The sequence below is a fragment of the Phytobacter palmae genome, from assembly GCF_039409775.1.
In the GTDB taxonomy this organism is placed as follows: Bacteria; Pseudomonadota; Gammaproteobacteria; order Enterobacterales; family Enterobacteriaceae; genus Phytobacter; species Phytobacter palmae.
On sequence record NZ_JBCIVJ010000006.1, the window covers coordinates 205,974 to 227,995 of the forward strand.

19 protein-coding genes, 1 tRNA gene and 1 pseudogene are annotated in these 22,022 nt (G+C 51.0%); 7 read left to right on the forward strand and 14 right to left on the reverse strand.

The genetic code is table 11. From position 1 onward, the window contains the following. Nucleotides 1–43: 43 nt before the first annotated feature. The 3 genes from AAIG39_RS10160 to AAIG39_RS10170 all read right to left on the reverse strand — a co-directional run bounded on the left by AAIG39_RS10160 (nucleotide 44) and on the right by AAIG39_RS10170 (nucleotide 4,147). Nucleotides 44–1,669 (reverse strand): TIGR04028 family ABC transporter substrate-binding protein, encoded by a 1,626-nt coding sequence (locus tag AAIG39_RS10160; RefSeq protein WP_425503299.1) that lies wholly within the window; start codon nucleotides 1,667–1,669, stop codon nucleotides 44–46. Between the two features lie 329 nt (nucleotides 1,670–1,998). After that, a complete protein-coding gene (locus tag AAIG39_RS10165) occupies nucleotides 1,999–3,474 on the reverse strand; it encodes an FAD-dependent oxidoreductase (RefSeq protein WP_343193759.1) in 1,476 nt (491 codons plus the stop codon). Between the two features lie 238 nt (nucleotides 3,475–3,712). Beyond that, nucleotides 3,713–4,147: a hypothetical protein gene (locus AAIG39_RS10170; protein ID WP_343193760.1), complete on the reverse strand. Its 435-nt coding sequence runs from the start codon at nucleotides 4,145–4,147 to the stop codon at nucleotides 3,713–3,715. Nucleotides 4,148–4,950: 803 nt separating this feature from the next. Here AAIG39_RS10170 and AAIG39_RS10175 point away from each other — a divergent pair. Then, the gene (locus tag AAIG39_RS10175) at nucleotides 4,951–5,133 is read left to right on the forward strand and encodes a hypothetical protein (RefSeq protein WP_343193761.1); all 183 of its coding nucleotides are present in this window, start codon (nucleotides 4,951–4,953) and stop codon (nucleotides 5,131–5,133) included. A gap of 800 nt (nucleotides 5,134–5,933) precedes the next feature. Here AAIG39_RS10175 and AAIG39_RS10180 read toward each other — a convergent pair. The 7 genes and pseudogenes from AAIG39_RS10180 to AAIG39_RS10210 form a co-directional block, all read right to left on the reverse strand. After that, nucleotides 5,934–7,100, reverse strand: coding sequence for a tail fiber domain-containing protein (locus AAIG39_RS10180; protein ID WP_343193762.1), 1,167 nt, complete (start codon nucleotides 7,098–7,100; stop codon nucleotides 5,934–5,936). Between the two features lie 66 nt (nucleotides 7,101–7,166). Continuing rightward, a complete protein-coding gene (locus AAIG39_RS10185) occupies nucleotides 7,167–7,835 on the reverse strand; it encodes a hypothetical protein (RefSeq protein WP_343193763.1) in 669 nt (222 codons plus the stop codon). 270 nt (nucleotides 7,836–8,105) lie between these two features. Further along, a complete protein-coding gene (locus AAIG39_RS10190) occupies nucleotides 8,106–11,855 on the reverse strand; it encodes a TipJ family phage tail tip protein (RefSeq protein WP_343193764.1) in 3,750 nt (1,249 codons plus the stop codon). A gap of 67 nt (nucleotides 11,856–11,922) precedes the next feature. Further along, a complete protein-coding gene (locus tag AAIG39_RS10195) occupies nucleotides 11,923–12,540 on the reverse strand; it encodes a tail assembly protein (RefSeq protein ID WP_343193765.1) in 618 nt (205 codons plus the stop codon). A 420-nt stretch (nucleotides 12,541–12,960) separates the two neighbouring features. Continuing rightward, nucleotides 12,961–13,404: pseudogene (locus AAIG39_RS10200) on the reverse strand (C40 family peptidase); the annotation flags it as partial. Nucleotides 13,405–13,480: 76 nt separating this feature from the next. Next, nucleotides 13,481–13,568, reverse strand: a tRNA-Ser gene (locus tag AAIG39_RS10205). Nucleotides 13,569–13,711: 143 nt separating this feature from the next. Beyond that, nucleotides 13,712–15,340 carry an ABC transporter substrate-binding protein gene (locus tag AAIG39_RS10210; RefSeq protein ID WP_249572965.1) on the reverse strand — a complete coding sequence of 543 codons (1,629 nt, stop codon included), beginning with the start codon at nucleotides 15,338–15,340 and terminating at the stop codon, nucleotides 13,712–13,714. A gap of 276 nt (nucleotides 15,341–15,616) precedes the next feature. Here AAIG39_RS10210 and yccA point away from each other — a divergent pair, with 276 nt between their 5' ends. Further along, the gene (gene yccA / locus AAIG39_RS10215) at nucleotides 15,617–16,276 is read left to right on the forward strand and encodes an FtsH protease modulator YccA (protein WP_090085691.1); all 660 of its coding nucleotides are present in this window, start codon (nucleotides 15,617–15,619) and stop codon (nucleotides 16,274–16,276) included. A gap of 90 nt (nucleotides 16,277–16,366) precedes the next feature. Further along, complete coding sequence (gene tusE / locus AAIG39_RS10220; protein WP_090085690.1) at nucleotides 16,367–16,693, forward strand: sulfurtransferase TusE; 327 nt, start codon at nucleotides 16,367–16,369, stop codon at nucleotides 16,691–16,693. Here tusE and yccX read toward each other — a convergent pair. The 3 genes from yccX to AAIG39_RS10235 all read right to left on the reverse strand — a co-directional run bounded on the left by yccX (nucleotide 16,690) and on the right by AAIG39_RS10235 (nucleotide 18,392). Continuing rightward, complete coding sequence (yccX, locus tag AAIG39_RS10225; RefSeq protein ID WP_090086042.1) at nucleotides 16,690–16,983, reverse strand: acylphosphatase; 294 nt, start codon at nucleotides 16,981–16,983, stop codon at nucleotides 16,690–16,692. The genes tusE and yccX overlap by 4 nt on opposite strands. Before the next feature lie 55 nt (nucleotides 16,984–17,038). Next, nucleotides 17,039–17,767: a helix-turn-helix transcriptional regulator gene (locus AAIG39_RS10230; RefSeq protein ID WP_343193781.1), complete on the reverse strand. Its 729-nt coding sequence runs from the start codon at nucleotides 17,765–17,767 to the stop codon at nucleotides 17,039–17,041. A 70-nt stretch (nucleotides 17,768–17,837) separates the two neighbouring features. Then, nucleotides 17,838–18,392, reverse strand: coding sequence for a kinase inhibitor (locus AAIG39_RS10235; protein ID WP_343193766.1), 555 nt, complete (start codon nucleotides 18,390–18,392; stop codon nucleotides 17,838–17,840). A gap of 208 nt (nucleotides 18,393–18,600) precedes the next feature. On the opposite strand from AAIG39_RS10235, the gene rlmI reads away from it, so the two are divergent. Together rlmI and hspQ are read left to right on the forward strand one after the other, a co-directional pair. Continuing rightward, nucleotides 18,601–19,812: a 23S rRNA (cytosine(1962)-C(5))-methyltransferase RlmI gene (rlmI, locus tag AAIG39_RS10240; protein ID WP_343193767.1), complete on the forward strand. Its 1,212-nt coding sequence runs from the start codon at nucleotides 18,601–18,603 to the stop codon at nucleotides 19,810–19,812. 60 nt (nucleotides 19,813–19,872) lie between these two features. Beyond that, nucleotides 19,873–20,190 (forward strand): heat shock protein HspQ, encoded by a 318-nt coding sequence (gene hspQ, locus AAIG39_RS10245; RefSeq protein ID WP_039078594.1) that lies wholly within the window; start codon nucleotides 19,873–19,875, stop codon nucleotides 20,188–20,190. A 25-nt stretch (nucleotides 20,191–20,215) separates the two neighbouring features. Here the strand turns inward: hspQ and AAIG39_RS10250 are convergent, their stop codons facing one another. Continuing rightward, nucleotides 20,216–20,629, reverse strand: a complete 414-nt coding sequence (locus AAIG39_RS10250) for a CoA-binding protein (RefSeq protein ID WP_047370993.1) — start codon at nucleotides 20,627–20,629, stop codon at nucleotides 20,216–20,218. A 153-nt stretch (nucleotides 20,630–20,782) separates the two neighbouring features. Between AAIG39_RS10250 and csgI the strand changes: the two genes are divergently transcribed. Both csgI and mgsA read left to right on the forward strand, forming a co-directional pair. Beyond that, the gene (gene csgI / locus AAIG39_RS10255) at nucleotides 20,783–21,445 is read left to right on the forward strand and encodes a curli synthesis inhibitor (protein WP_343193768.1); all 663 of its coding nucleotides are present in this window, start codon (nucleotides 20,783–20,785) and stop codon (nucleotides 21,443–21,445) included. Between the two features lie 111 nt (nucleotides 21,446–21,556). Continuing rightward, on the forward strand, nucleotides 21,557–22,015 hold the full coding sequence (gene mgsA, locus AAIG39_RS10260; RefSeq protein ID WP_090085682.1) for a methylglyoxal synthase: 459 nt from the start codon (nucleotides 21,557–21,559) through the stop codon (nucleotides 22,013–22,015). Nucleotides 22,016–22,022: the final 7 nt, after the last annotated feature.

Genomic DNA, 22,022 nt, shown 5'->3' on the forward strand with positions numbered 1-22,022 from the left:
TTTTCGATGCCCTCTCGTCCGAGGACGAGAGAAAACCCGTGCGTTATTTATCCAACCAGGTGTTGTAAAAGCTCGGACGTCCTACGGCTTCGAAGCTCAGTCCCTTTGTGGAAGGCGCACCGGCATAGACCTGCGGCTCTTCAAAGATGGGGATGACGTAAGCTTTATCGATAAGGTATTGCTGCACCTCGTTAACCAGCGAGATACGTTTATCCTGCGAGGTGGCGGAGGCGATACCATTGAGTAACTCGTTCAGATGGCTCTCCACAAACTGCTTCACTTTGTCGCTGATGCCCCCTTTTTGCAGTAGCACATTGCGCAGGGTCGGATAGTACTGGCTTTTCAGGACATCCGGATCTGCGCGACCCACCATGCTGGGATAGACACCCGTTTTGGCCGGGTCGAGGTTATCCAGGGTTTTGCTGCCCGCATCACCCGCCAGGACGTTGAGTTTGACGCCCACTTTGGCCCACTGTTGCGCTACCAGCTGTAGCGTCTCTTTGTTCTGCGGTTGTGGTGGTGATTCGTACGCCGTCAGCGTCAGAGACTGGCCGCCTTTTTGACGCACTCCGTCCGGGCCGCTTTTCCAGCCTGCGTCGTCCAGCAGACGCGCCGCCAGCGCCGGGTCAAATTTCAGTTTGTCGGAAAGATCCACATAGCCCACCGCCGTTTTGGCTAACACTGATGTGGCCTGCGGGTAATGATCGGAAAAAAGGGTCTGGACTATCTCTTTGGTATTGGTGGCATGCAACAGCGCCTCACGCACTTTTTGATCCGCCACCAGCGGGTTATCAGGGCGGAAGTTAATGCTGTTGTTCACCCCACGCGTGGGCGAAGCATAAACGGCAAAACCTTTGTCGGAGACCCGCTTCTCATCGTAGGCCTGAATCTGGCGAATCGCATCCGCCTGGCCGGAAAGCAGGGCCCCAATGCGCACGCTGTCTTCGGGCGTCACCAGAACGTTAATACCATCCAGATAAGGGCGCCCCTGGTGGGCAAAGCTGGGTGGAGCCCAGTTATAGTCCTTGCGCGCCACCAGTTTTACCTCACGCCCCGGACGGTCGCTCTCTACCACAAACGGGCCGGAGCCGATAATGCTGCGCGCATTGCCAAGCTGGTTAAAATTTTTCTCAAGTGTTGCGAGTGAGACCAGCCCGGAGCCAATGGCCGAGGTGCCCTGCAGGAAGCCTGGTGATGGTGATTTAAAAAAGAACTTCACCGTTAGCGGATCGACCACTTCGCTTTTCAGGTAGTTGTTGATGACCTCGGAAACTGGCTGGTTGAGGGCTTTATTGCCCAGACCGTAGGTATCGAAATTTTTCGCCACCGCCTTAGCGTCAAGCGGAGTGCCGTCAGAGAAGGTCACGCCCGGTCGAAGCTTAAACGTGTACTCCGTGTAATCCTCGTTAGTGGTCCAGGATTGCGCAATCCACGGCTCAATCTGCAGGGTTTTCGGGTTTTGCCAGGTCAGCTTGTCGGTTATCTGATTAAGAATGCCGCCGTTAGGATAAAACCCACCCGCAGGCGGATAGAGATTGGTGTGTGCCTGTTGTTCCAGATAGATCAGCGTGCCGCCATTTTTGGGCGCGTTCTCTGCGGCAACCGAAGCGGAACTGATCCCTGCCAGCGCCATCGTGGCGAAAAGACGAAATCGGTATGTGGAGTGCAAAATCGACATTGTTATTTTTCCTGTAGTTACCGTTTAAGCGTCGTGCTGAGCGCGGCCAGCCTTCGCGATACAGGCGGCTAGCCGTCCGAAACCTGAGTCGATATTTTCACAGCGATTCGTAAACCGCAAAGAACAATACTGATAATGAATATGCGTAAATTTGTTAGCGAGATGTAATGCCAGGGCGGCGTTAGTACGGGGTCCGTAGCTGACTCCATGCTGCGAGCAAAGCAAACAGACGGCGCTCGTAATCAGACGGTAAGGCGCAACATGGGGCAAAGTGGAGGCAAGAAAATGCCGCCAGGGCCCCATGCAACATCTCAAGGACATTAGCGTTCGCGCCAGGCATACGGCACGGCAGGCTGCCACTCATCGCCCAACAGTTCGGGATCGTCGTAATGGATAATGGCCTGATAATGGTGTTCACGATCCTCAAAATAAAGCTGCCCGGCAATATGCTGTGCCAGAGTGCGTGCGCCCTGGCTGATGCCCGGAATAAGACCGACAACATGACCATTGCTTAACAGCGCCGGATAGCTAAAACAGTGCAAGCGAGCCAGCGAAGAGGGGCTGTCATCATGTTTTGCCTGAAACGCGAAATCGGCTCCCAGATAGGGATAACTCGCCAGCTGAGCATTCTGCTTATCGGCGGGTGGCTGCCAGGCATCGCCCCAGGTTTTGACCTGATCCACCAACGCATTAAATTCCGGACGCGCATGCCAGTTAAGGGCATACCCCGTGGCGAGGATGAGGAAATCTACCGGCACTTCGCCCTGAGGGGTATGAACAACTATGCCCTCTTGCCGGGTTTCCACCCGCTCAACCGGAGCGTTAAAATTGAACCAGGCGTTGGGATGACGCGACACGCGCAGCGTGCTGCCGTGTGGTGGTGGTATCTGAACGGTCGCGATATGCTGAGCCAGTCGCCATTTCCACTCATCCGGCAGGTTAAAATAACCCGCTTCAAAACCCGGGTTACCAGCCCCTTTCGACAGGTTGACGCGGGGAAAATCAGGGCGCCGAATCAGCAATTCAACCCCCGCAGCCCCCGCTTCCAGTGCCGTGGCCGAAACATCCATCGCGGTGGCGCTCCCGCCAACAACCGCAATCCGGCGCCCGGCCAGAGCGGCAAAATCAATCGCCTCTTCTGAGTGTGCCCAAAACTGCTTTGGCACATCGGCGACAAAATCAGGAATAGCAGGCCCGCCAAACGCATCCATACCGATAGCCAGGATTACTTTGCGCGCACTCACTCGTCGGGTCTCGTTATGGTGCGAAAAGGTCAGCCCGACACGCTGCGGGTCCTGCAGATTCAAACCGGTCAGCGCGTGGTCGTTACGGACATCCAGCGCCAGCACCTCGCGGTACCAGCGCAAATACGCAGCCCATTGCAAACGAGGGATCTTATCCAGCGCATCCCAGGCATCCAGGCCAAATTGCGCTTCATACCAGGCGCGAAAGGTCAGCGAGGGAATATCGAGCGCTGGCCCGGTCAGATGTTTAGGCGAGCGGAGCGTTTCCATGCGTGCGGTTGTTGCCCAGGGACCTTCATAATCTTTTGGCGCTTTGTCATACAGCACGGCGTCAATACCCTGCAGACGCAGTGCGAATGCCGCCGCCAGTCCTGCCATGCCTGCGCCTATGATCGCTACGTCCTGCGCCTGTGCGTCAGATTGTTGCGGCAACCAGCGTTTAGCCGGCAACGCCAGCCATTCCAGATCTTGTTTTACCCGGGCTTCCAGCGCGGCGAGCCCTTGTTCTGCGGCTAAAGATGATGTAATGGCAGAAATCGAAGAAAGTGACATCGTCGTTATCCTTTTGCGTCAATGCATTCGGTCATTTGCTGAGTGATAGCACTTCGATATCAGGGGAACTACGATTTAATATTGCTAGCCTAATGCAGACTTTTTCTATAGAAGAGCGGGAATGGGTTTGTCTGGAAGCGGCGAGTGCTCGTGAGGCAGTTGATTTGAGAGTATGCGGAAGGCGGTAAACGAAAGGTTATTCAGCGGAAAGAAAACACAAGGAGATGCGGGCAGAGGGTTACGCGTTTTGAGCAGAAGCCCGGAGATCGGGGCTCTGGAAATCTTTTGGGTCGACGGTTTTTGATCGGCTGTAACGAGCAACACATCTTAATTTACGCAAAGAGTAAAGCCACTCTGTAAGTCCTGATATGGCGGTCACAACATCATAACGAAGCTGAAATTTCTGCAATGCGGGCGTATTCCCGGCAAGAAGCTCATTAAATTGTCTGCGATTAGCCAGGCCAGTCAGCCCATTAAACAGTACCAGCAACTGGACGGTATGATGAATGGTCGTCACTTCATTCCACACCAGGGCTAACTCAGCCTGATTTCGCATATTTGCGTTAATCTGGCGCAGCACGAACAGGACGAGAATAAGCATCATGAATAGCATAGCGATATTAAGCAGTGCATCGGCTATGTTTTCTTCCAGCCAGTTTACGCGGTCGGGCAAAGAGAGGAATATTTACATACTCCATACCTCAAAAATTTAACTGCCGCACCACCTCCGGGCGCATGATATCCATCTGTAAAAAGGTATTTTCTGCGTTGCGAGCCCGTAAAAGAGAGGTTTCAAGCATTATTTTCGGTTTCCGAAAAATCACTTTGCCAGGACTGCCACATTGTTCATTTATTTATCGCTGCGACGGCTATGCTGATGATAAAAAAACGATGCCATGCTTCATCCCAGTGAAGTACGTAAGCAGTTGAAAAGAGTTCTTTTTTCCTGGCATTTCCGCTCTCTCCGTGCCCCTTATGAAAAAGTTAAGCCGTGCTACATGAAGGTTAAATTACAGAAAAATCAAAGCTGCGCCCGGATTCATAAGCTGATATTCTGTGCGGGTATTCATTATATTTCCATGCTGTAATTACGGTTTCGCATCAGCTTTAAGAACCCGAAAGATATAATATATATCCTCGTTTATTTCTTGCCGCCCTCGTTATCATTAAGTCGCGGTAATGTCATTTTTCATGATCTCGTTTGCCAGCGCAGCTCCTCGTTTTTTTAATCCCAGCTACCGTGGTGCTAGCTTTCGCTCTTATCCAGTAGCCGGAACATTGGGAACTCACTATTTGCTCCGTACAACATGAGTTCATCACCGTAAATTTGCGAAAGGGATGCTTCATTCTATGAATACAGACTCTGTTATCTGACTCCTGCAAGAAAATCCCACTTGCACTGGAAGGGAGATAAGAATAAATTTAAGACTTTTCTGAAACCGCCGTTATATGGTTAATTCAAACAGGGAGAAAGTCATGGCAATTACCAGGTCCGAAAGATTGATTCAAATCAGCGATGAAATCGTAAGGAGAGCAGAAATAATCTGCAAAATCACCAATCCATCTAAATCTACCGGGGATAAGGATAAAAATATCGTAGCAGATATGAAAAGACATGCCGCGCTGGTGGAAGAAGCGATTAAATCACTCCGAAAATAACATGTGTTTGAGTATTTACTGAGATCTTCTGTTTATCGCTATCGTAGGGCTTTAGCCCTACAGCAAAGGTGGCCTGCTTATCCTTCACACATGAAAAGATACGGGACCATGTATCGGTTGCACGGGGAATCCCGGCCGCCATATGCCTGAGCACATTAGCAAACTTGCTCAGGTTTGGTTCATCTGATAACCCATTTTTCCCGAACCGGGCATACGAAGTGGGCAGATGTGAGAAAGGGAGATGCAATTCCAAACCACTAAACCACCGATGCAACAAAACAAAGCGGGAAACCGAGAAAAAACTATTCAGCGGGTATAAAACTCAGGGGCAAGTATTGGTGTATGACCGAACAATTAAGGTCGCGTCGACATGAGAACCGCCAGCTTTGAAGTGATTACATTCTATGAGCGTTTTAAGAGTCAAAAGACAAAGGCCTACCAAATGGTAGGCCTTTGTTTAATCTGACGGAAGCGCAAAGCTAATCAAGAGCTTGCATCAACTCACTATTCCCACGTTTCGCAAAAGCCAGAGATGGTTTTCACTGAAATCTGGCGTGTTGTCGACAAAGCATAGCTGGTTCAGATCCATCATCTGTTTGCGTGCTGCCCGTTATGCGTAATTCATGAACAAAATCGCCAGTATGCAAGTACGACCTTCGGGATTAAATGGCGTCACGGAACGCGACAAAAGCATCGTTTCTGCCGGGGGGATAATTACATTTTAAAACGCTCTATCTGAAAGCAGAGGTTTTAAATGGTGGACACATTAGCGCAATTTTTTGCACTGAATAGCGGATTAATTACTCTGTTACAGGCCCATCAGATTTTTTTGTTTCCAGTTCCGCAACGCGCGCGGTCAAGGCATCAACCTGAGCCATTAGCGCCAGAATGGCCTCATGATGAAGCGCTGCCGCCACACCCGCTGTGTCAGGGCTTAATACGTCTTTAATCACGGTACCGTCGTCCAGCTCTCTGTTACCAGTGACAAAAACGTTATCCGGGAATACGGACTGAACTTCCTGAGCAATAAAACCGATACCCGGCGCGACGCCATCCAGACGTTTCCACGAAACACCGCGAATAGCCTGCATTTTCTCCAGGGGATTTTCTATCCTTGCCACGTCGTATTTCAGGCGTTCGTCAGAGTTTGAAATCCACGTTCCAGGGGCTGTTGCCGAACCGAACTGATCAAACATATACCTTGTATAACCTGAATTCGACGTTGGCTGGATAGCGATGATCGCCTTTGACCCCGAGCCCTGAACAGCCAGACCGTGAAACAAGAATTGTGCCCCGTTATACACGCCGCTATTCCAGCCTGAGCTGGCTAACGGTGTCACTGTTTCTGTGCCGACCGCGGGGGCGACAACAGGAGATGCGGCTCTCAAATAGACACTACTGCTAATGGTGCCACCGCTTTTCCCTTCAACTGTATTGAGACGATTATCATTTCCTGGGCAAAACGTTCCGGGGGTGGTGCCGAACGGGTTTGCTAACCCCGTCCCCCCCTGAGTCTGGCTGAGCGGTGTTGATAGCCCTGACAGACTGGTGATATCGGAGTTTGCCCCTTTTTTTGCCAGCGATTTCTGACCGGGAACGGTGACTGCAACGCCGTTAGTAGTGATAGTGACGTCACCAGACGCATTCATCACGTCGGCGAAACCGCTCATATTTTTTTGAAACAGCGTCAGCGTCTCAGCGATATTCTGCGCCAGTCCGTCCACGCTCAGCGAATCACTCAGGAGGATGGCGTAAGCAGAACCCGCAGCAATTGTCGGGTTTGCCGCTGGCGTCACGGTGAGCTGGGTGGCGCTGGTAATGTTCGTTATCTGAAAAACCTGCGGAGGAGTAGTCAGGGAAATTAACGTGCATCCAACACGGATCAGTGACCCTGCAGCTATAAAGTTCGCACCGGTTCCTGTGAGCATGTTGCCGTTGATAGCTATGGTGCCAGTTGTGTAAATCATATTTTCTCCATTTAGAAATGACAAAAAACCGCCTGAGCGGTTTTCGGTTATTTCTGCTGTCAGGAATTAATCATAGAGGTCTGAATTGATATAAACCAGACTTCCCTGCCAATTTCTTCTGAATGCGTTGTTGCCCGCGTAACCGAATTTCGTATAAATATCCAAGTATGAAGCCATAGGCGCTATCGTATTTCCAAACGCGGCGGGGATAACAGTAAACCAGACTCCCCCTGCAGCTTTATAGCCCCCCCACGGTCCAGGCCACACTGCGACGTTATAAGGGAAAGTCAGATTGGCCAAAAGACCGTTCTTGTATGGAATATCGCCGAGGGGATATACCTCAAGGGGACACGTATCGGACGAATATATAATTTCTTCAGCTTCGTTATAAAATGCAACACCGTAATCGCCAGGTACAGGATTAATACTGCTGAATATATAGAGGTTGATCACTTGCTGAAAAAACGACAACACTTCTATTCTCCACTGCCCTGCATAATTAATAAGTGGTCCGATACCAATCCCGTCGCCGCCCCCCTCCGGTCCCAGCGTTACCTGACGCATAAACGGCATCATCGCAGCAGATACAGGAACTCCTGTATCGATATACGTTTTCCCCCATTCGTTATTCGTCGAGGTTGTAAAGGTTATTTTTCCGGTAAAATGCATGAAATGAGTATCCGGGCTGGCATACACCGTTCCATCTTCCCGCGATATTTCCATCCCAATTAGCATTATAGATTCTCCATTCTGACTAAAAATGTGCAGCCATCGAGCCCGGAATAATTCAATAAATTCCCATTTATGGTAAAAACAGGATCACTACCGTAATGCCACGACAGAGCGAGCACACTCATTTTGAATTTGCTGGCGTTAAATGCATATGACAGAGTGCCGGCACCGTAAATCATCACTTTGAAATCCAGATACCACACTGGCTGTAATGTATCGAGATATGTTCTGTTTGCGGTCGAAACAATTATGCCGTAAGCCATTTACCCTCCTTTAGCTTGCATTCAGGTCACCGAATTTAGCGCGGATACGGCCTGCACTGTCTTTAATAATCAGTGCGTTGCTAGTGAGTTTAAGGCTTCCCTGTCCTGCTGTGGCGCCGTTAACCTCAAACGTTCCGTCCGATTTCATAATCGTACCTGACTGTCCGGCAACATAATTCGATGACCTGAGTTCACCAATTTTCGCTAATGTTATTGCCGCATATTGAATAAACGTGTCACGAATAAACGTCTGGCCGTTCTGAATAACAAACGGCAGTGTGGCGGCGGCGCCAGCCTGAGACATGACAGCAAAACGGTCAGCCAGGAAGACAACCTGGCTTTGCATTCCACCAGGCGTATTCTGCACGCCCAGCCCCATTCCTGCCGCGTACCGAACACCGTTGGCATCGATACCGACTTTAATCGAGTACATTGCGTTCAGGTTGCCGCTGATATCCGCTACTGCCTGGGCATTCGTGGCAATAGAAGATGTATGACCGTTAACCGTTACACTCAGCGCATTTATCTGCGTGGCAGATGCCTGCTGATAACTGGATACGGACTGAGACAGACTGTTTATAGTCGAAGTATTCCCCGCCACGTCCGTGCGAAGCTGGAGCATTGATTGCGCTGTGGCCTCATTGCCGCTGGCGACCACGTCCTCAACGCGCTGGATACTGGCGACGCTGGCGCCATACTGCACGCTTTGTTTTACCTGCTGGCTCACCTGCGCCAGTGTGTTCTCAATCAACGCCACCGCCGTGTTTTGCACCCCACCAGCAGCATTAGCCGTTTTCCCTGACAGTTCGTCGAACCGGGACGCGGTAGCGCTGTCGAGGGTGGACACAGCCTGTGTAAGCTGAGTTACGTCAGCGGCATTGTCCTCCGTCTGTACCGTCAGCGTATTAACCGCCGTGGCGCGGGCCTGAGTCTCATCAGCCAGCGCCTGCGTGAGCTGCGTTACCTGTGCCGCATTCTGGTCAGTTTTCGCCTCCAGGCGCGTCACGTCGGTAACGCGGGCCTGTGTTTCGGTGGCGATAACCTCACGCAACTGAGTGAACGATGCCGAGTTTGCCCCGTTCTGCGCCGACTGCCTCACCACCACATCAGCGATGGCCAGGGCATTACCAATGATGGCCTCTGCTGTCTGCCGGTTCGCGCCCACTGTAGCCGCCAGTTGGTCGGCGTTTTGCCTGACCGCCTCTGCCAGTTCAGCAACCTTTTCACTGCTCTCCACGGCATTTTCAATCAGATCCTTGAACAGTTCAGTGTCCTTGATCTGCTCAAGCACGGCATCGGTGATATCAGACACGTCAATACTGGCCTGTCCCTTCACCCAGTCGGTGTAACCCGACTCGTTCCCGGTCCTGTCCACCAGTTGTGCGCGATACCAGAAAACCTGCCCCGCTTTGAGGCCAATCTGCTGATATTTACGTAGCGGATACGGCACGTCCGCCAGCAAAACCGCCTCATCAGTCGTCCCCGTGGCGCTGTACTGAATTTCCGTTTTCAGCGTGTCGTCGGTATTCGCAGGAAATCCCCAGTTCAGTTCAATGCCGAAAACCACATGGTCTGATGCCATCAAACCGACAGGTTTCGGCGGATTTCCCGTTTTCCCGGTCAGTGTTGTCTCGGTTGAGTATCCCCAGCCGGAGGAAATTTCAGCCGCGTTAATAGCCCGCACCCGCGCAAGATAACGCCCGGTGTAAATGGCTGGCACCTCAAACGACGCGGTAGAGCTGCGGGGGACGTTCACCCAGTCGCCATCGTTGCGCCGCCACTGGGCCTCGTACGAAATAGCGTTTGGTGCCTGGTCCCAACTGACACGCATCGTCTCCAGACTGATCCCCTGATTTACAACGGCGTAGCTGGAAATGACGATGCTCGCAGGTGCGGACTGGTGACCCGGAGGGATCACGCTGATTGGACGCTCATCAATTACCGCTCCGGTATCGATACGAGCATATTTATCCGGGTCGTGTGCGGCACCCGCGATGGTGAAGGTGCCGTCGTCATTTTCCGTAACGCTGACAACACGATATTGCTCTGCGTAAAGCGTATCTGACTCAATAACCCATACCGCTTCAGCCTCGGGCGTTGTAGTGAACACCGTCGAAACGGTGACTTTATTACCGCTGACAGCCTGAATGGTGCGGCTTTGTGATGCGCCTGTCGGCAGGTTAACCATAATGCGATCACCCGCCACGGCATCCGGCACGCGGTCGAGCGTCAGAACCCGACCACTTACCGCGCTGATGCGGCCACCTGTCACTTTTCCGGCCAGGTCCCTGTCACTGACTGCAATGATGTATCCCGGCTGCGGGATATTCCCGTCAAGACCAACAGAGAAGGAGACCACACGGTCTTTGTTATTGGTCAGAATGCCCCAGCGCCCCTTACGGTTTGCCTCCGATTGCCGGGTGCAGCCGATAGCCGTCATTTCAAGCTGGTTAAAGCCAAAGCGACGCACCAGATCCTGCTCGAATACAGGCTCCATTGCGTCGGAATACGCATTCGCCGGGTCGGAGTATGTAACCAGTGCAGAGGTATAGCGGGTTTTAGAGGTGCTGCTGCTGTACGTGAATTTACCGTCCAGGGTATTTGCGTTGGTGTAGCTGTAATCGACGTCACGCGGCATATCAGCCAGGGCAACAATCTGATTGCCGCCCCAGTACGTCATCCCCCGGAAAATGGCCGCAAAATCGCGCAGCACGGTATAAGCGTCGTTACGGTCCTGGACGTAAACGTTGCAGGTATAACGTGGCTCAGTTCCTCCACCGCCTTTACCGTCAGGGACAAGTTGATCGCAGTACTGCGCAACCTGATACAGCATCCATTTATCGATGTTCGACGCTGTCAGGCGGTCACCCAGGCCAAATCTGTCACTCACCACCAGATCATAAAAAATCCATGCCGGATTGTCCGTCCATGCCCACTTAAATGCCCCTGACCATGTACCGCTGTAGGTGCGTGTTTCAGGGTCGTAAGTATCAGGTACGCGGATTACTCGACCGCGAGGCTCGCATGAAATCTGCGGGACAGATCCATTAAACTGGCTGGAGTCGAACTCGATGTACAACAGAGCGGTATTCGGATAACGCAACTTAGCGTCGATCACTTCCGTGTAGCTCTGGAGCGTCATCGTGTCGCCGATTTTTGCGCTGTTCGCGTCCGTAGTTATTTTACGCAGGCGAACCGTCCACGTTGTGGCATCGGCTGGCAGATTGATGCGATGGCTGCGCTCATAACCTGACGTATTTTTCCCGTTAACTGAAGCACTGATTACCGTCTGAAAAGCGCCGCCATTCGTCTGCAAATCAATCGCATAATTAATGGTGTAACCCACCAGGTCTCCGTCATCTTCCTGTCGGAAAATGGACGGCCATTTAAGACGCAGACGAACTGCAGAAAGTTGAGTATTGGTGAGTGTTCGGGTCCACGGCGACTTACTTGAAACAACCACGCCGCCAAGACTGATTTCGTTTTCGCCGCCAGGTATTCCCTGAATGTAGGTTTGCGCCTGAGTACCAGAGCGAAATTCCCAGGTTACACCTCTGAAATTTGACGAACCATCAGCACTCAGTAGCGGTGTACCATCCAGAAAAATAGATTGCCCGGTGAGATCGCCTGAAAATTCACCCTCACCCAGTGCCAGCAGGATTTTTGCTTTCGCGACCGACTGGAGATCGTCGGGCTGTTCTGTCGGCGTGCGGGGAGATGAAGAGCCGCCCTTTCGCCCCTGAATTTTCTTATTTGCCATATTTCGCCCATAAAAAAACCGCCTGGAGGCGGTTATTCAAGTGAGATTAATTAACTGCGAGGTTAATTTACTGCTGATCTTCAATGTAAATCCCGGCAGAAATAATTGCGCCACCGATACGGCGCTTACCGTACAACAGTGGCACCGGATACCCCTGCGATGTCGTATTGGTTACGCCACCAAATGCATATGACGGTTTATTGTCTACTGATTGTGTTTTTGCCAAACCGGTAGGCTGAGGGGATAACAGTTGAATGACACCGCCGAGTGTCATAGATACCCCCATAGCGGCAACGGCCCCCCAGCCACCAGCAAATGCGGCACCGCCACCAATGCCGAGAGCAACACCATTTGTTGCAATCGCCGCCACAGTGACAAGGGCAACGCCGAGGATAGGCTGGAGTAGTCCTCCACGCTTACTACCTATAATGACAGGCACTATACGGATGACCTCTCCGGTAACCGGAAATCCCAAATCATCCATTCCGATATTATTTTTGCCTTTGAATACCGCGTAGGTAAGCCCGCGTCGCTTACTGGTTATCATGAATTTTTCAAAGCCAGTAATGGTTGCTGCTAACGCTCTGGTGGCTTCATGTGTATTTCTTATTAACCGATGATGAACTTTGCCGAATGTTTTACCAAGAACACCAAATAGTTCTATACGAGTCATTATTTCTTTCATAAGACACCAATAAAAAACCCTGCCATAGCAGATTTAGTGAAATCACAAGCATCTTTTAATGCTGCCTATTCGATCATTTACTCTATAAAAAACAAAGCACTTTGATTATAAAAGTTAATCCTTGTCATACCGTTATCTGTGAATACAACTACCATCTCACTTTGCGTTTCAGAGTAAACGGTTTTTCCATCATTAAGATTAATGTTATCTTGAATAAATGGATTACCATAACGAAATACTTTTACTTGCCAGTCGGCCAATATACAACTGGATACTTCATTCACTGATTTGTTCGTAGTAAATGTAATATCCGGCTTTTTATTTCATAAGTCCTGCATATTTACACAACCGGAAAGGATGAATATGGTAATCAATCCTTTTAATATCTTCATGGATACATTCCTTATAGATAATCATGCATCATGATAGCAGATTTATATGCCGCAAGAGCATTACAGTTCTGTCTTGCCAATAGCCCCCATAAGGAACACGATTGCTCAAACGCCCGTACAGATGGTGAAGCATCATATTACCTTCCAGCAGCACCCCGGCGTGATTCCATTTGTTGGCCTGCACCTGCATGATCACAACATCACCCGGTTGAGGGGCATCAGTCACTTCCCTGAACCCGCATTCATGCCAGTTATCCTGATATAAATTGTCGGGGTATTGGTCCTCCCACCACGGATAATCAACACGGTAATCCGGCAGCTCAATGCCGTACGTTTGCCGATAATAGGACATCACCAGGCCCCAGCAGTCGTAAACCCCCAGCACAAAAGGCCGCTCCAGCAACGGCAATTCGCCGCGCGGGTTGATTGTACGCAGATCGCCTTCCGGCCAACTGACAATGTGCCAGGGTATGCGGAAAAATAGACAAACATTATCCCGGGAACCAGAAAAACAAAGGGCCTACCAAATGGTAGGCCCTTGTTTAATCTGGCGGAAGCGCAGAGATTCGAACTCTGGAACCCTTTCGGGTCGCCGGTTTTCAAGACCGGTGCCTTCAACCGCTCGGCCACACTTCCGGAATGAGGCGCACTATAAACATCCCCGATGCATCTGTAAAGCCCTGAAATGTTCATATGCCTGAAAAACAGCCAAAAGTGCGTTAATCGCCTGAAATAACAACACACTGACCATTTTACAACCGCTTTTTGCGACAGGCGCCTCAATGTTTTTTGATGTACATATCCTTCGTTAAATAATATCCAAGCTTGTCCGGGTCAAACCCACCGACCCACGGCTTCACAAGGTGCGTTCTCACATAGTGATAGACAGGAATCGCCGGGACATCTTGCCCCAGGATATCTTCCGCCTGCTGATAATACTTACTTCGCTGGGCGAGATCGCTCGCCCTGGCGGCATTGCGCAGTGCGTCATCGTAAGCCGGATTACTGTATTGCGAGGTATTCTCGCTATCGCCCGTGCGGAAAGTATTTAAAAAGGTTGCCGCATCATCATAGTCAGCATTCCAGGCGTAGCGCACCAGATCGAAATGACCTGTGTGCATGGCATCGAGCATCGTTTTCCATTCCTGATTTTGCAGCTTTGCCTCTACCCCCAGATTTTTCTTCCACATCGAACTGACAGCAATGGCGATGCGCTGATGGGTTTCCATGGTGTTATAAAGCAGATTAAACGACAGTGGATGCGCTTCATTAAACCCGGCTTCCTTGAGCAATCGCTTCGCTTCTGCAATCCGTTTTTCCTGTGGCCAGGTGGCATAATCCGTTGCGGACAATGTTACGCCACCGATTTCTGGCTGGCTGATTAACCAGGCCGGTCGCTGCCCCTGCCCCATCACCTTATCGGCAATGATATCTTTATCCAGCGCCATATTGAGCGCCCGGCGCACCCGAGGATCGTTGAACGGTGCTTTAGTGGTATTAAATTCGTAGTAATAAGTCGCCAGCAGCGGCGAGACCTTGACCTGATCGCCAAGCGTCTTTTTTAACTGGGCAAACTGGTTTACCGGCAAGGTATAGGTGATGTCTATCTCACCGGCTTTATAGCGGTTTACATCGGCGGTTTCAGAGGAGACAGGCAGATAGGTGACTTTATTTATCACCGTGGCGCCATTGTCCCAGTAGCGCGGATTGCGTACCGCGACAATGCGCTCATTTACCACCCAGTCACTAAGTTTGTAGGCACCGCTGGTCACAATATGTTCCGGTTTGGTCCATTTATCGCCAAAGCGGCTGATAAGTATTTTATCCAGCGGCACCAGTGACGGATGGCCCAACATGGCAAGGAATGCCGATGTCGGCTGAGTCAGGCGAATCTCCAGCGTATTATCATCCAGTGCCTTAACACCGAGCGTATCCGGCGTTTTCTTACCCAAAGCAATGTCAGCGGCATTTTCGATGTGCATATTGCCGGGGTAGCTGGCATAAGGTGACGCGGTTTTCGGATCGACAAGTCGCTGCCAGCTCCAGACGAAATCTTTCGCTGTAATGGCCGTTCCATCAGACCATGTCACGTTGGGGCGCAGATGAAATATCCACACCGTATTGTCTTTGTTTTCCCATGATTGCGCGAGACGTGGCTCAACAGAGCCATCTTTTTTTATCGCAACAAGCCCGTCGAATAAATCTCTGATAATGCCGAATTCGACATCGCTTTCTACTTTATGAGGATCGAGGGATGCAGGTTCACTGCCATTGTTACGCACCAGTTCCTGCTGGGCCGCCAGCTCAGTTCCTGCCGGAACAGTCGCTGCATTTAATGACGCGGAGACGCTCATAATGCCTAGCGTTAAAGCGCTAAGGGTAAAACGGGTAAAATGTCGTGATTTCATCTTTTTCGCCCTGATTATATTCCTGATGACGACGCGACTTCTTTCTTAGCGCGCTAAAGTCATCGGAGCAATATTTTTCAGTGACATATAAGACACTGGTATGGTTATTTTCTTCAAATGCGCACTTATGCTTAATTCTTGAACATTTGCAGTATATTTAACCAAATGGATTTGCTTGCTTTTTGAGTAAAGATGGGTAAAACAACTTTGTAAGGAAACGGGGATTTCCTATCCTCGACATTTAATGACATCTGTTATGTTAAAAGAGAGTGCCTCATGGATCGTATTATTACCTCCTCGCGCGACCGTTCATCGTTGCTTAGCACCCATAAGGTGCTGCGCAATACCTATTTCTTACTGAGCCTGACGCTGGCCTTTTCCGCCATCACGGCAACCGCAAGCACTGTGCTGATGCTGCCCTCTCCGGGTCTGATTCTGACACTGGTGGGAATGTACGGCCTGATGTTCCTGACCTATAAAACGGCGAACTCACCGGCGGGTATTTTCTCTGCCTTCGCCTTTACCGGCTTCCTGGGTTATATCCTGGGCCCAATTCTGAATGCGTATCTCTCTGCGGGTATGGGCGATATCATCGGCCTGGCGCTGGGGGGAACCGCACTGGTGTTCTTCTGCTGCTCGGCATATGTTCTGACAACACGCAAAGACATGTCCTTCCTCGGCGGTATGCTGATGGCAGGTATCGTGGTTGTGCTGATCGGAATGGTAGCTAACATCTTCCTGCAACTGCCGGCGCTGCATCTGGCTATTAGCGCAGTGTTCATCCTGATTTCCTCAGGCGCAATCCTGTTCGAAACCAGCAACATCATTCACGGTGGCGAGACAAACTATATTCGTGCAACCGTGAGCCTGTATGTATCGCTCTACAATATCTTTGTAAGCCTGCTGAGTATTCTGGGCTTCGCCAGCCGCGACTAATCGCGTCATCGTGCATGACCAGGCCCCGCTTATGCGGGGCTTTGTTTTTTGCTACACTCCCCGCGTTATTGACTGACCTTGCGAACGACCATGATCTTTGACGGTAAAGAAATTGAAACCGATAGCGAAGGCTATCTGAAAGACACGACTCTGTGGAGCGAAGCACTGGCATCAGCGATTGCCGAAAATGAAGGTATCGCCCTCGCAGAAGAACACTGGGAAGTGGTGCGCTTTGTGCGCGAGTTTTATCTGGAGTTCAATACATCGCCCGCCATCCGCATGCTGGTAAAAGCGATGGCTAACAAATTCGGTGAAGAAAAAGGCAACAGCCGTTATCTGTATCGCCTCTTCCCGAAAGGACCGGCAAAGCAGGCAACGAAAATTGCTGGCCTGCCCAAACCGGTAAAGTGCATTTAATAGCGAATCCCAAAATTCGTCCATTCTCTGCCGGGTTGATGAGGCTCTGTTAAAACCTTTTCAACCCTGGCGCTACGCGGCCCACCCGCTTTCAGCCAGCTAATCAGCTCTTCTACCTTCTCGTTATTTCCACAGGCGACAACTTCTACGCTGCCGTCGTCCATATTGCGCGCGTAGCCGGTTAACCCCAGGCGCTGCGCCTCACGTTGCGTGCTATAACGAAACCCGACGCCCTGGACCATGCCATGAACCCAGCATATTACGCAATTCGATGTTGTTTCGTTCGCCATAATGACCTCCTCTAATGCGGGATCAGCTCTATTTTAATAGTAGAAACGTTAATCATCAGCGTACAGTTTTAGGTAAACATCCATAGTGCTCCCGGAATCTGGCGGTAAAACGCGAACCCGAAAGATATCCACATCGGGAGGCGATTTCACCAATGGGCAGTCTGGTCGATTGTAGCTGGGACAATGCAAGCGACATGCGAACCTCCTCGACAATTTGCCGGTAGCTTTGAGATTCATCTTTAAGCCGTCTGCGTAAAGTGGATTCGCCAACAGCAAGTTGCCCTGCTATCTCCTGCACGCTCCAGTTCTTTGCCGGCGACAGCATGACAATTTGTCGTACCTGCTCGGTCAGACTAAAGCGTCGCTCAATCAGAAGCGGGCCCGCCATTCCATCTTCAAGCAGTGCCAGCAAAAGCCCCATCGCCTGATGTTTTTGTAACTTTTCCGCTAAATCATGGCGAACCGCATGCAATAAATTGCTCCACATAAATGCGAGGCCATTACTCAGCGGTGTGCATACAGACGCAGGCCTGGCAGCAGGAAAATCACGTACATATTGCGCTTTAAATTCTGCGAGCAGCTCTGGCGATAACAATAATAAATCGGAACGAAACTGGCCTTGCACAGGCTGATTAATGATTTCGAGAGCGGTATTTGCCGGAATGATAATAAGCTCGTCAGGTGTTGCGACCAGCCGATTATCTTCCTGGATAATGACCTTGCTCCCCTGAGTAATATGACAAATGGCAGCACTAAAAAGCTTTACGCGATGCAGACGATGCATATGGTTTGAACGGACTTCTGCCGCCGTTAACGTTTTATGCTGAAACTGGACTTTCTGCACCGTGTCACCTTTATCTTCCGTATGTGGCGGTTAAGTTTGCTTTCGCAATGACGTTGCTGTTGAGCATGTAGCCAACCAGAGCACCACTTGCATTGCTATCAACAGGCAGTTTATCAGTACTCAGTGCCCATACGGTGAATTGATACGGATGCGGTTTATCGCCAACGGGAGGGCACGCGCCACCGAAGCCCGCATAACCATAATCGTTTCGCCCCTGAACTGCCCCGGCTGGCAGCACAGGGCTCTTTGTATCCCCCGCGCCGCTGGGCAGTGTCTGTATCTGCGCAGGTATGTTCACCACTGTCCAGTGCCACCAGCCACTCCCCGTCGGGGCTGCGGAATCATAAACGGTAACGGCAAAACTTTTTGTTCCTGCGGGTGGATTATGCCAGCTCAGTTGCGGTGATCTATTGCCGCCATGACAGCCAAATCCCGCAAAAACATGTTGTTCTGATAAGCGATGGTTCTGAATATCCGTGCTGCTGAGGCTAAACGTCTCGCCCGCAAAGGCATTCATGCTCCCGACAGCCATAATACTTAAGACGGTGAAGGTGATTTTTTTCATTGTATTTCCTCGTGGATGTTGAGAAATACAATTTAAGGTTTAGCGTACATAAACGTTGTGCCTGAACGTTTTGATTTTGTGCCGAAACGCTCACCCCTTCTGGCTGATGCCTGACCCGGGCATGTGTGCTACCCTACGCGCCGTTTAACTATCAAGAGCCGGGTCGATATCCCCGGTTAATATTGACGTTCGTCAGAGGTTCCCCGGTATGACCGAATCTACAAGTGCAAGGTTTCCCCGTTTAGTGTTAGCCAAAGGGCGCGAGAAGTCCTTGCTGCGCCGCCATCCCTGGGTGTTCTCCGGTGCCGTAAGCCGTATGGAAGGAAAAGCCCGTTCCGGTGAGACTATCGACATCGTCGATGCGCAGGGTAAATGGCTGGCGCGCGGCGCCTTTTCGCCAGAATCGCAAATCCGCGCTCGCGTCTGGACCTTCGATCAAAGTGAGATTATCGACACCGCGTTCATCACCCGTCGCCTGCAGCAGGCACAGCAATGGCGCGACTGGCTGGCACAGCGCGACGGACTGGACAGCTATCGCCTGATCGCAGGTGAATCTGATGGTTTACCGGGCGTTACCATCGATCGCTTCGGTAATTTCCTGGTGCTGCAATTGCTGAGTGCTGGCGCAGAATATCAGCGCGCGGCCATTATCTCTGCGCTACAGACACTCTACCCGCAATGCTCCATCTACGATCGCAGCGATGTTGCAGTACGTAAAAAAGAGGGGCTGGAACTCGCACAGGGTCCGGTTGTGGGTGAGTTACCGCCTGATCTGCTACCTATCGTAGAAAATGGTATGAAGCTGTATGTCGATATCAAGGCTGGTCACAAAACCGGATACTATCTCGATCAACGCGACAGCCGCCTGGCAACCCGCCGTTACGTTGCCGATAAACGTGTCCTTAACTGCTTCTCTTACACTGGCGGTTTCGCCGTGTCCGCACTGATGGGTAATTGCCGTCAGGTGGTAAGCGTGGACACCTCACAGGAAGCGCTGGACGTTGCCAAAAAGAACGTTGAGCTAAACCAGCTTGATCTCAGTAAGGCTGAATTTATCCGTGATGACGTCTTCAAACTGTTGCGCAAATATCGCGATCAGGGCGAGAAATTTGATGTCATCGTCATGGATCCGCCAAAGTTCGTGGAAAACAAAAGTCAGCTTCAGGGCGCGTGCCGCGGCTATAAGGATATCAACATGCTTGCTATCCAGTTGTTGAATCCCGGAGGCGTGTTGCTGACATTCTCCTGCTCTGGCCTGATGACCACAGATTTATTTCAGAAAATCATCGCCGATGCCGCAATAGATGCTGGTCGTGATGTACAATTTATAGAGCAGTTCCGTCAGGCCGCCGATCACCCGGTGATCGCTCCCTACCCGGAAGGACTGTACCTGAAAGGTTTTGCCTGTCGCGTCATGTAACTTGATTTTTGGAGCCTCGCCCGCATATCTGGGTTATGTACAGGTTCCCGGGAGGTGACAATGATTGCCAGCAAATACGGTATTGGTCAGCAGGTTCGCCACTCGCTGCTGGGCTACCTTGGCGTAGTGGTGGATATTGACCCTGAGTATTCACTCGACGAACCATCAGTTGATGAACTGGCGGTCAACGATGAACTACGGGCTGCGCCCTGGTACCATGTAGTGATGGAAGATGATGACGGCCAGCCGGTTCATACCTATCTGGCCGAAGCGCAGTTAACCAGCGAGATTCAGCAAGAACATCCTGAGCAACCTTCGATGGATGAACTGGCGCGTACGATCCGCAGGCAACTGCAGGCCCCCCGCCTGCGTAACTGACAACACCCCGCGCTGCGGGGTGTTTTTATTTTGCGAGTCCTAAACGCGGGATTTCAATCGCGGGACATCTGTCCATCACTACTTTCAACCCAGCCTCACAGGCTAACACTGCGGCCTGTTCGTTGATCACGCCAAGTTGCATCCATAATGTTTTTGCACCAATGGCAATAGCTTCCTGGGCAACTCCCCACGCCGCTTCGGAATTACGGAATACGTCAACCATATCCACCTTTTCCGGCACGTCAGCCAGCGTGGCGTATCCTTGCTGCCCCAGAAGCGTTTCACCCGCTACTTTTGGTGATACCGGAATGACGTGGTAGCCCTGATCAAGCAGATATTTCATGACGCGGTAGCTCGGCCGGTCAGGTTTGTCACTGGCCCCCACCAGCGCGATGGTACGTGTCGATTTCAGGATCTCGGCGATATCGGTCTCTTTCATGGTTTCCTCCTGCGGTTTTCCAAAGTGTATGCCAAACATTCCGCTACAACCATGTATCCCATACAGAAGTATGAGTGCGCGAGCAGGTTATATGTCTATAAGTTAATAAATATATTGAAAGGTTGCTTCGCAAAGCGATCATGGGAGCGCGCAATGAAGTGCGGGTGGAAAGTATTCATTATCACGTGTTTGATACCGGTTAATGTACTGGCCACATCGCTTCGTCTGTCTGGTGATATTGACCTGTTGGTTCTTGATGGCAAAAAGGTATCCAGCTCACTGCTGCGTGGCGCGGAAAGTATCGAACTGGAAAACGGAGTTCATCAGGTGGTATTCCGGGTTGAAAAAAATGTGGAGCCCGGGAATCGCGAATCCCGGCTCTTTGTTTCCGTACCGCTGATTGCCACCTTCGACACGCAGCGCATCAGCCAGGTGAATTTCAATCTTCCCGCTATCGACACGCAAAAGGCGGCCGAGACGTTTAATGCCACGCCTCACCTGGCTTTACTGGATGGTAACGCCACACCGATTCCGGTGAAACTGGATATTCTTGAGATCAGTGCAAACACGAAAGTCATTGACTATGAACGCGCGACAGAGCAATACAACAAAGCGGGGAAATATGCTTCGCTGCCCAAATTTGCGCAGATAATGGCCGACGACAGCGCTTTGCTCTCCGGTGTCTCCGAGCTGGACGCGCCACAGACGCACTCGCAGACTCTCACAGAGCAGCGGCTGAAATTCTGGTATCAACAGGCAGATCCGCAAACCCGCGACCGTTTTATGCAATGGATTAAGCAACAACCCCCGTCATGATCCGCGCCAGTTAACATTACGCGCATTAGCCCATATTTTTTTATGCCATTCTCTTGCAGCATCAGGTGCTTCCAGTAATCTGTAGCGAAATTACATTAACGGAATCGAATTATGGAACTCACAACACGTTCGTTACCCGTGCGTAAGCACATCGCACTGGTTGCGCACGACCACTGCAAGCAGATGCTGATGAAATGGGTTGAACGCCATCAGCCCAAACTGGCAAATCATGTTCTCTATGCCACAGGGACAACCGGGAATCTGATTCAACGCGCTACCGGTCTTGAAGTTAATGCCATGTTGAGCGGCCCGATGGGCGGTGACCAGCAGGTTGGAGCACTCATCTCGGAAGGGAAAATTGATGTGCTGATTTTCTTCTGGGATCCGCTGAATGCAGTACCACACGACCCGGATGTTAAGGCGCTGCTGCGTCTGGCGACCGTGTGGAATATTCCGGTGGCCACGAACCTTTCCACCGCTGATTTCATTATCCAGTCTCCCGGTTTCGCGGAAAGTGTGGAAATCCTCATCCCGGATTACCAGCGCTACCTAGCTGAACGTCTGAAATAATCTATGC

Coding starts and splice junctions, on each gene's coding strand:
- AAIG39_RS10165 (WP_343193759.1), bottom strand. CDS start 3,474: ATGTCACTTTCTTCGATTTCTGCCATTACATCATCTTTAGCCGCAGAA.
- AAIG39_RS10175 (WP_343193761.1), top strand. CDS start 4,951: ATGGCAATTACCAGGTCCGAAAGATTGATTCAAATCAGCGATGAAATC.
- AAIG39_RS10180 (WP_343193762.1), bottom strand. CDS start 7,100: ATGATTTACACAACTGGCACCATAGCTATCAACGGCAACATGCTCACA.
- AAIG39_RS10185 (WP_343193763.1), bottom strand. CDS start 7,835: ATGCTAATTGGGATGGAAATATCGCGGGAAGATGGAACGGTGTATGCC.
- AAIG39_RS10190 (WP_343193764.1), bottom strand. CDS start 11,855: ATGGCAAATAAGAAAATTCAGGGGCGAAAGGGCGGCTCTTCATCTCCC.
- AAIG39_RS10195 (WP_343193765.1), bottom strand. CDS start 12,540: ATGAAAGAAATAATGACTCGTATAGAACTATTTGGTGTTCTTGGTAAA.
- AAIG39_RS10210 (WP_249572965.1), bottom strand. CDS start 15,340: ATGAAATCACGACATTTTACCCGTTTTACCCTTAGCGCTTTAACGCTA.
- yccA (WP_090085691.1), top strand. CDS start 15,617: ATGGATCGTATTATTACCTCCTCGCGCGACCGTTCATCGTTGCTTAGC.
- tusE (WP_090085690.1), top strand. CDS start 16,367: ATGATCTTTGACGGTAAAGAAATTGAAACCGATAGCGAAGGCTATCTG.
- yccX (WP_090086042.1), bottom strand. CDS start 16,983: ATGGCGAACGAAACAACATCGAATTGCGTAATATGCTGGGTTCATGGC.
- AAIG39_RS10230 (WP_343193781.1), bottom strand. CDS start 17,767: ATGCATCGTCTGCATCGCGTAAAGCTTTTTAGTGCTGCCATTTGTCAT.
- AAIG39_RS10235 (WP_343193766.1), bottom strand. CDS start 18,392: ATGAAAAAAATCACCTTCACCGTCTTAAGTATTATGGCTGTCGGGAGC.
- rlmI (WP_343193767.1), top strand. CDS start 18,601: ATGACCGAATCTACAAGTGCAAGGTTTCCCCGTTTAGTGTTAGCCAAA.
- hspQ (WP_039078594.1), top strand. CDS start 19,873: ATGATTGCCAGCAAATACGGTATTGGTCAGCAGGTTCGCCACTCGCTG.
- AAIG39_RS10250 (WP_047370993.1), bottom strand. CDS start 20,629: ATGAAAGAGACCGATATCGCCGAGATCCTGAAATCGACACGTACCATC.
- csgI (WP_343193768.1), top strand. CDS start 20,783: ATGAAGTGCGGGTGGAAAGTATTCATTATCACGTGTTTGATACCGGTT.
- mgsA (WP_090085682.1), top strand. CDS start 21,557: ATGGAACTCACAACACGTTCGTTACCCGTGCGTAAGCACATCGCACTG.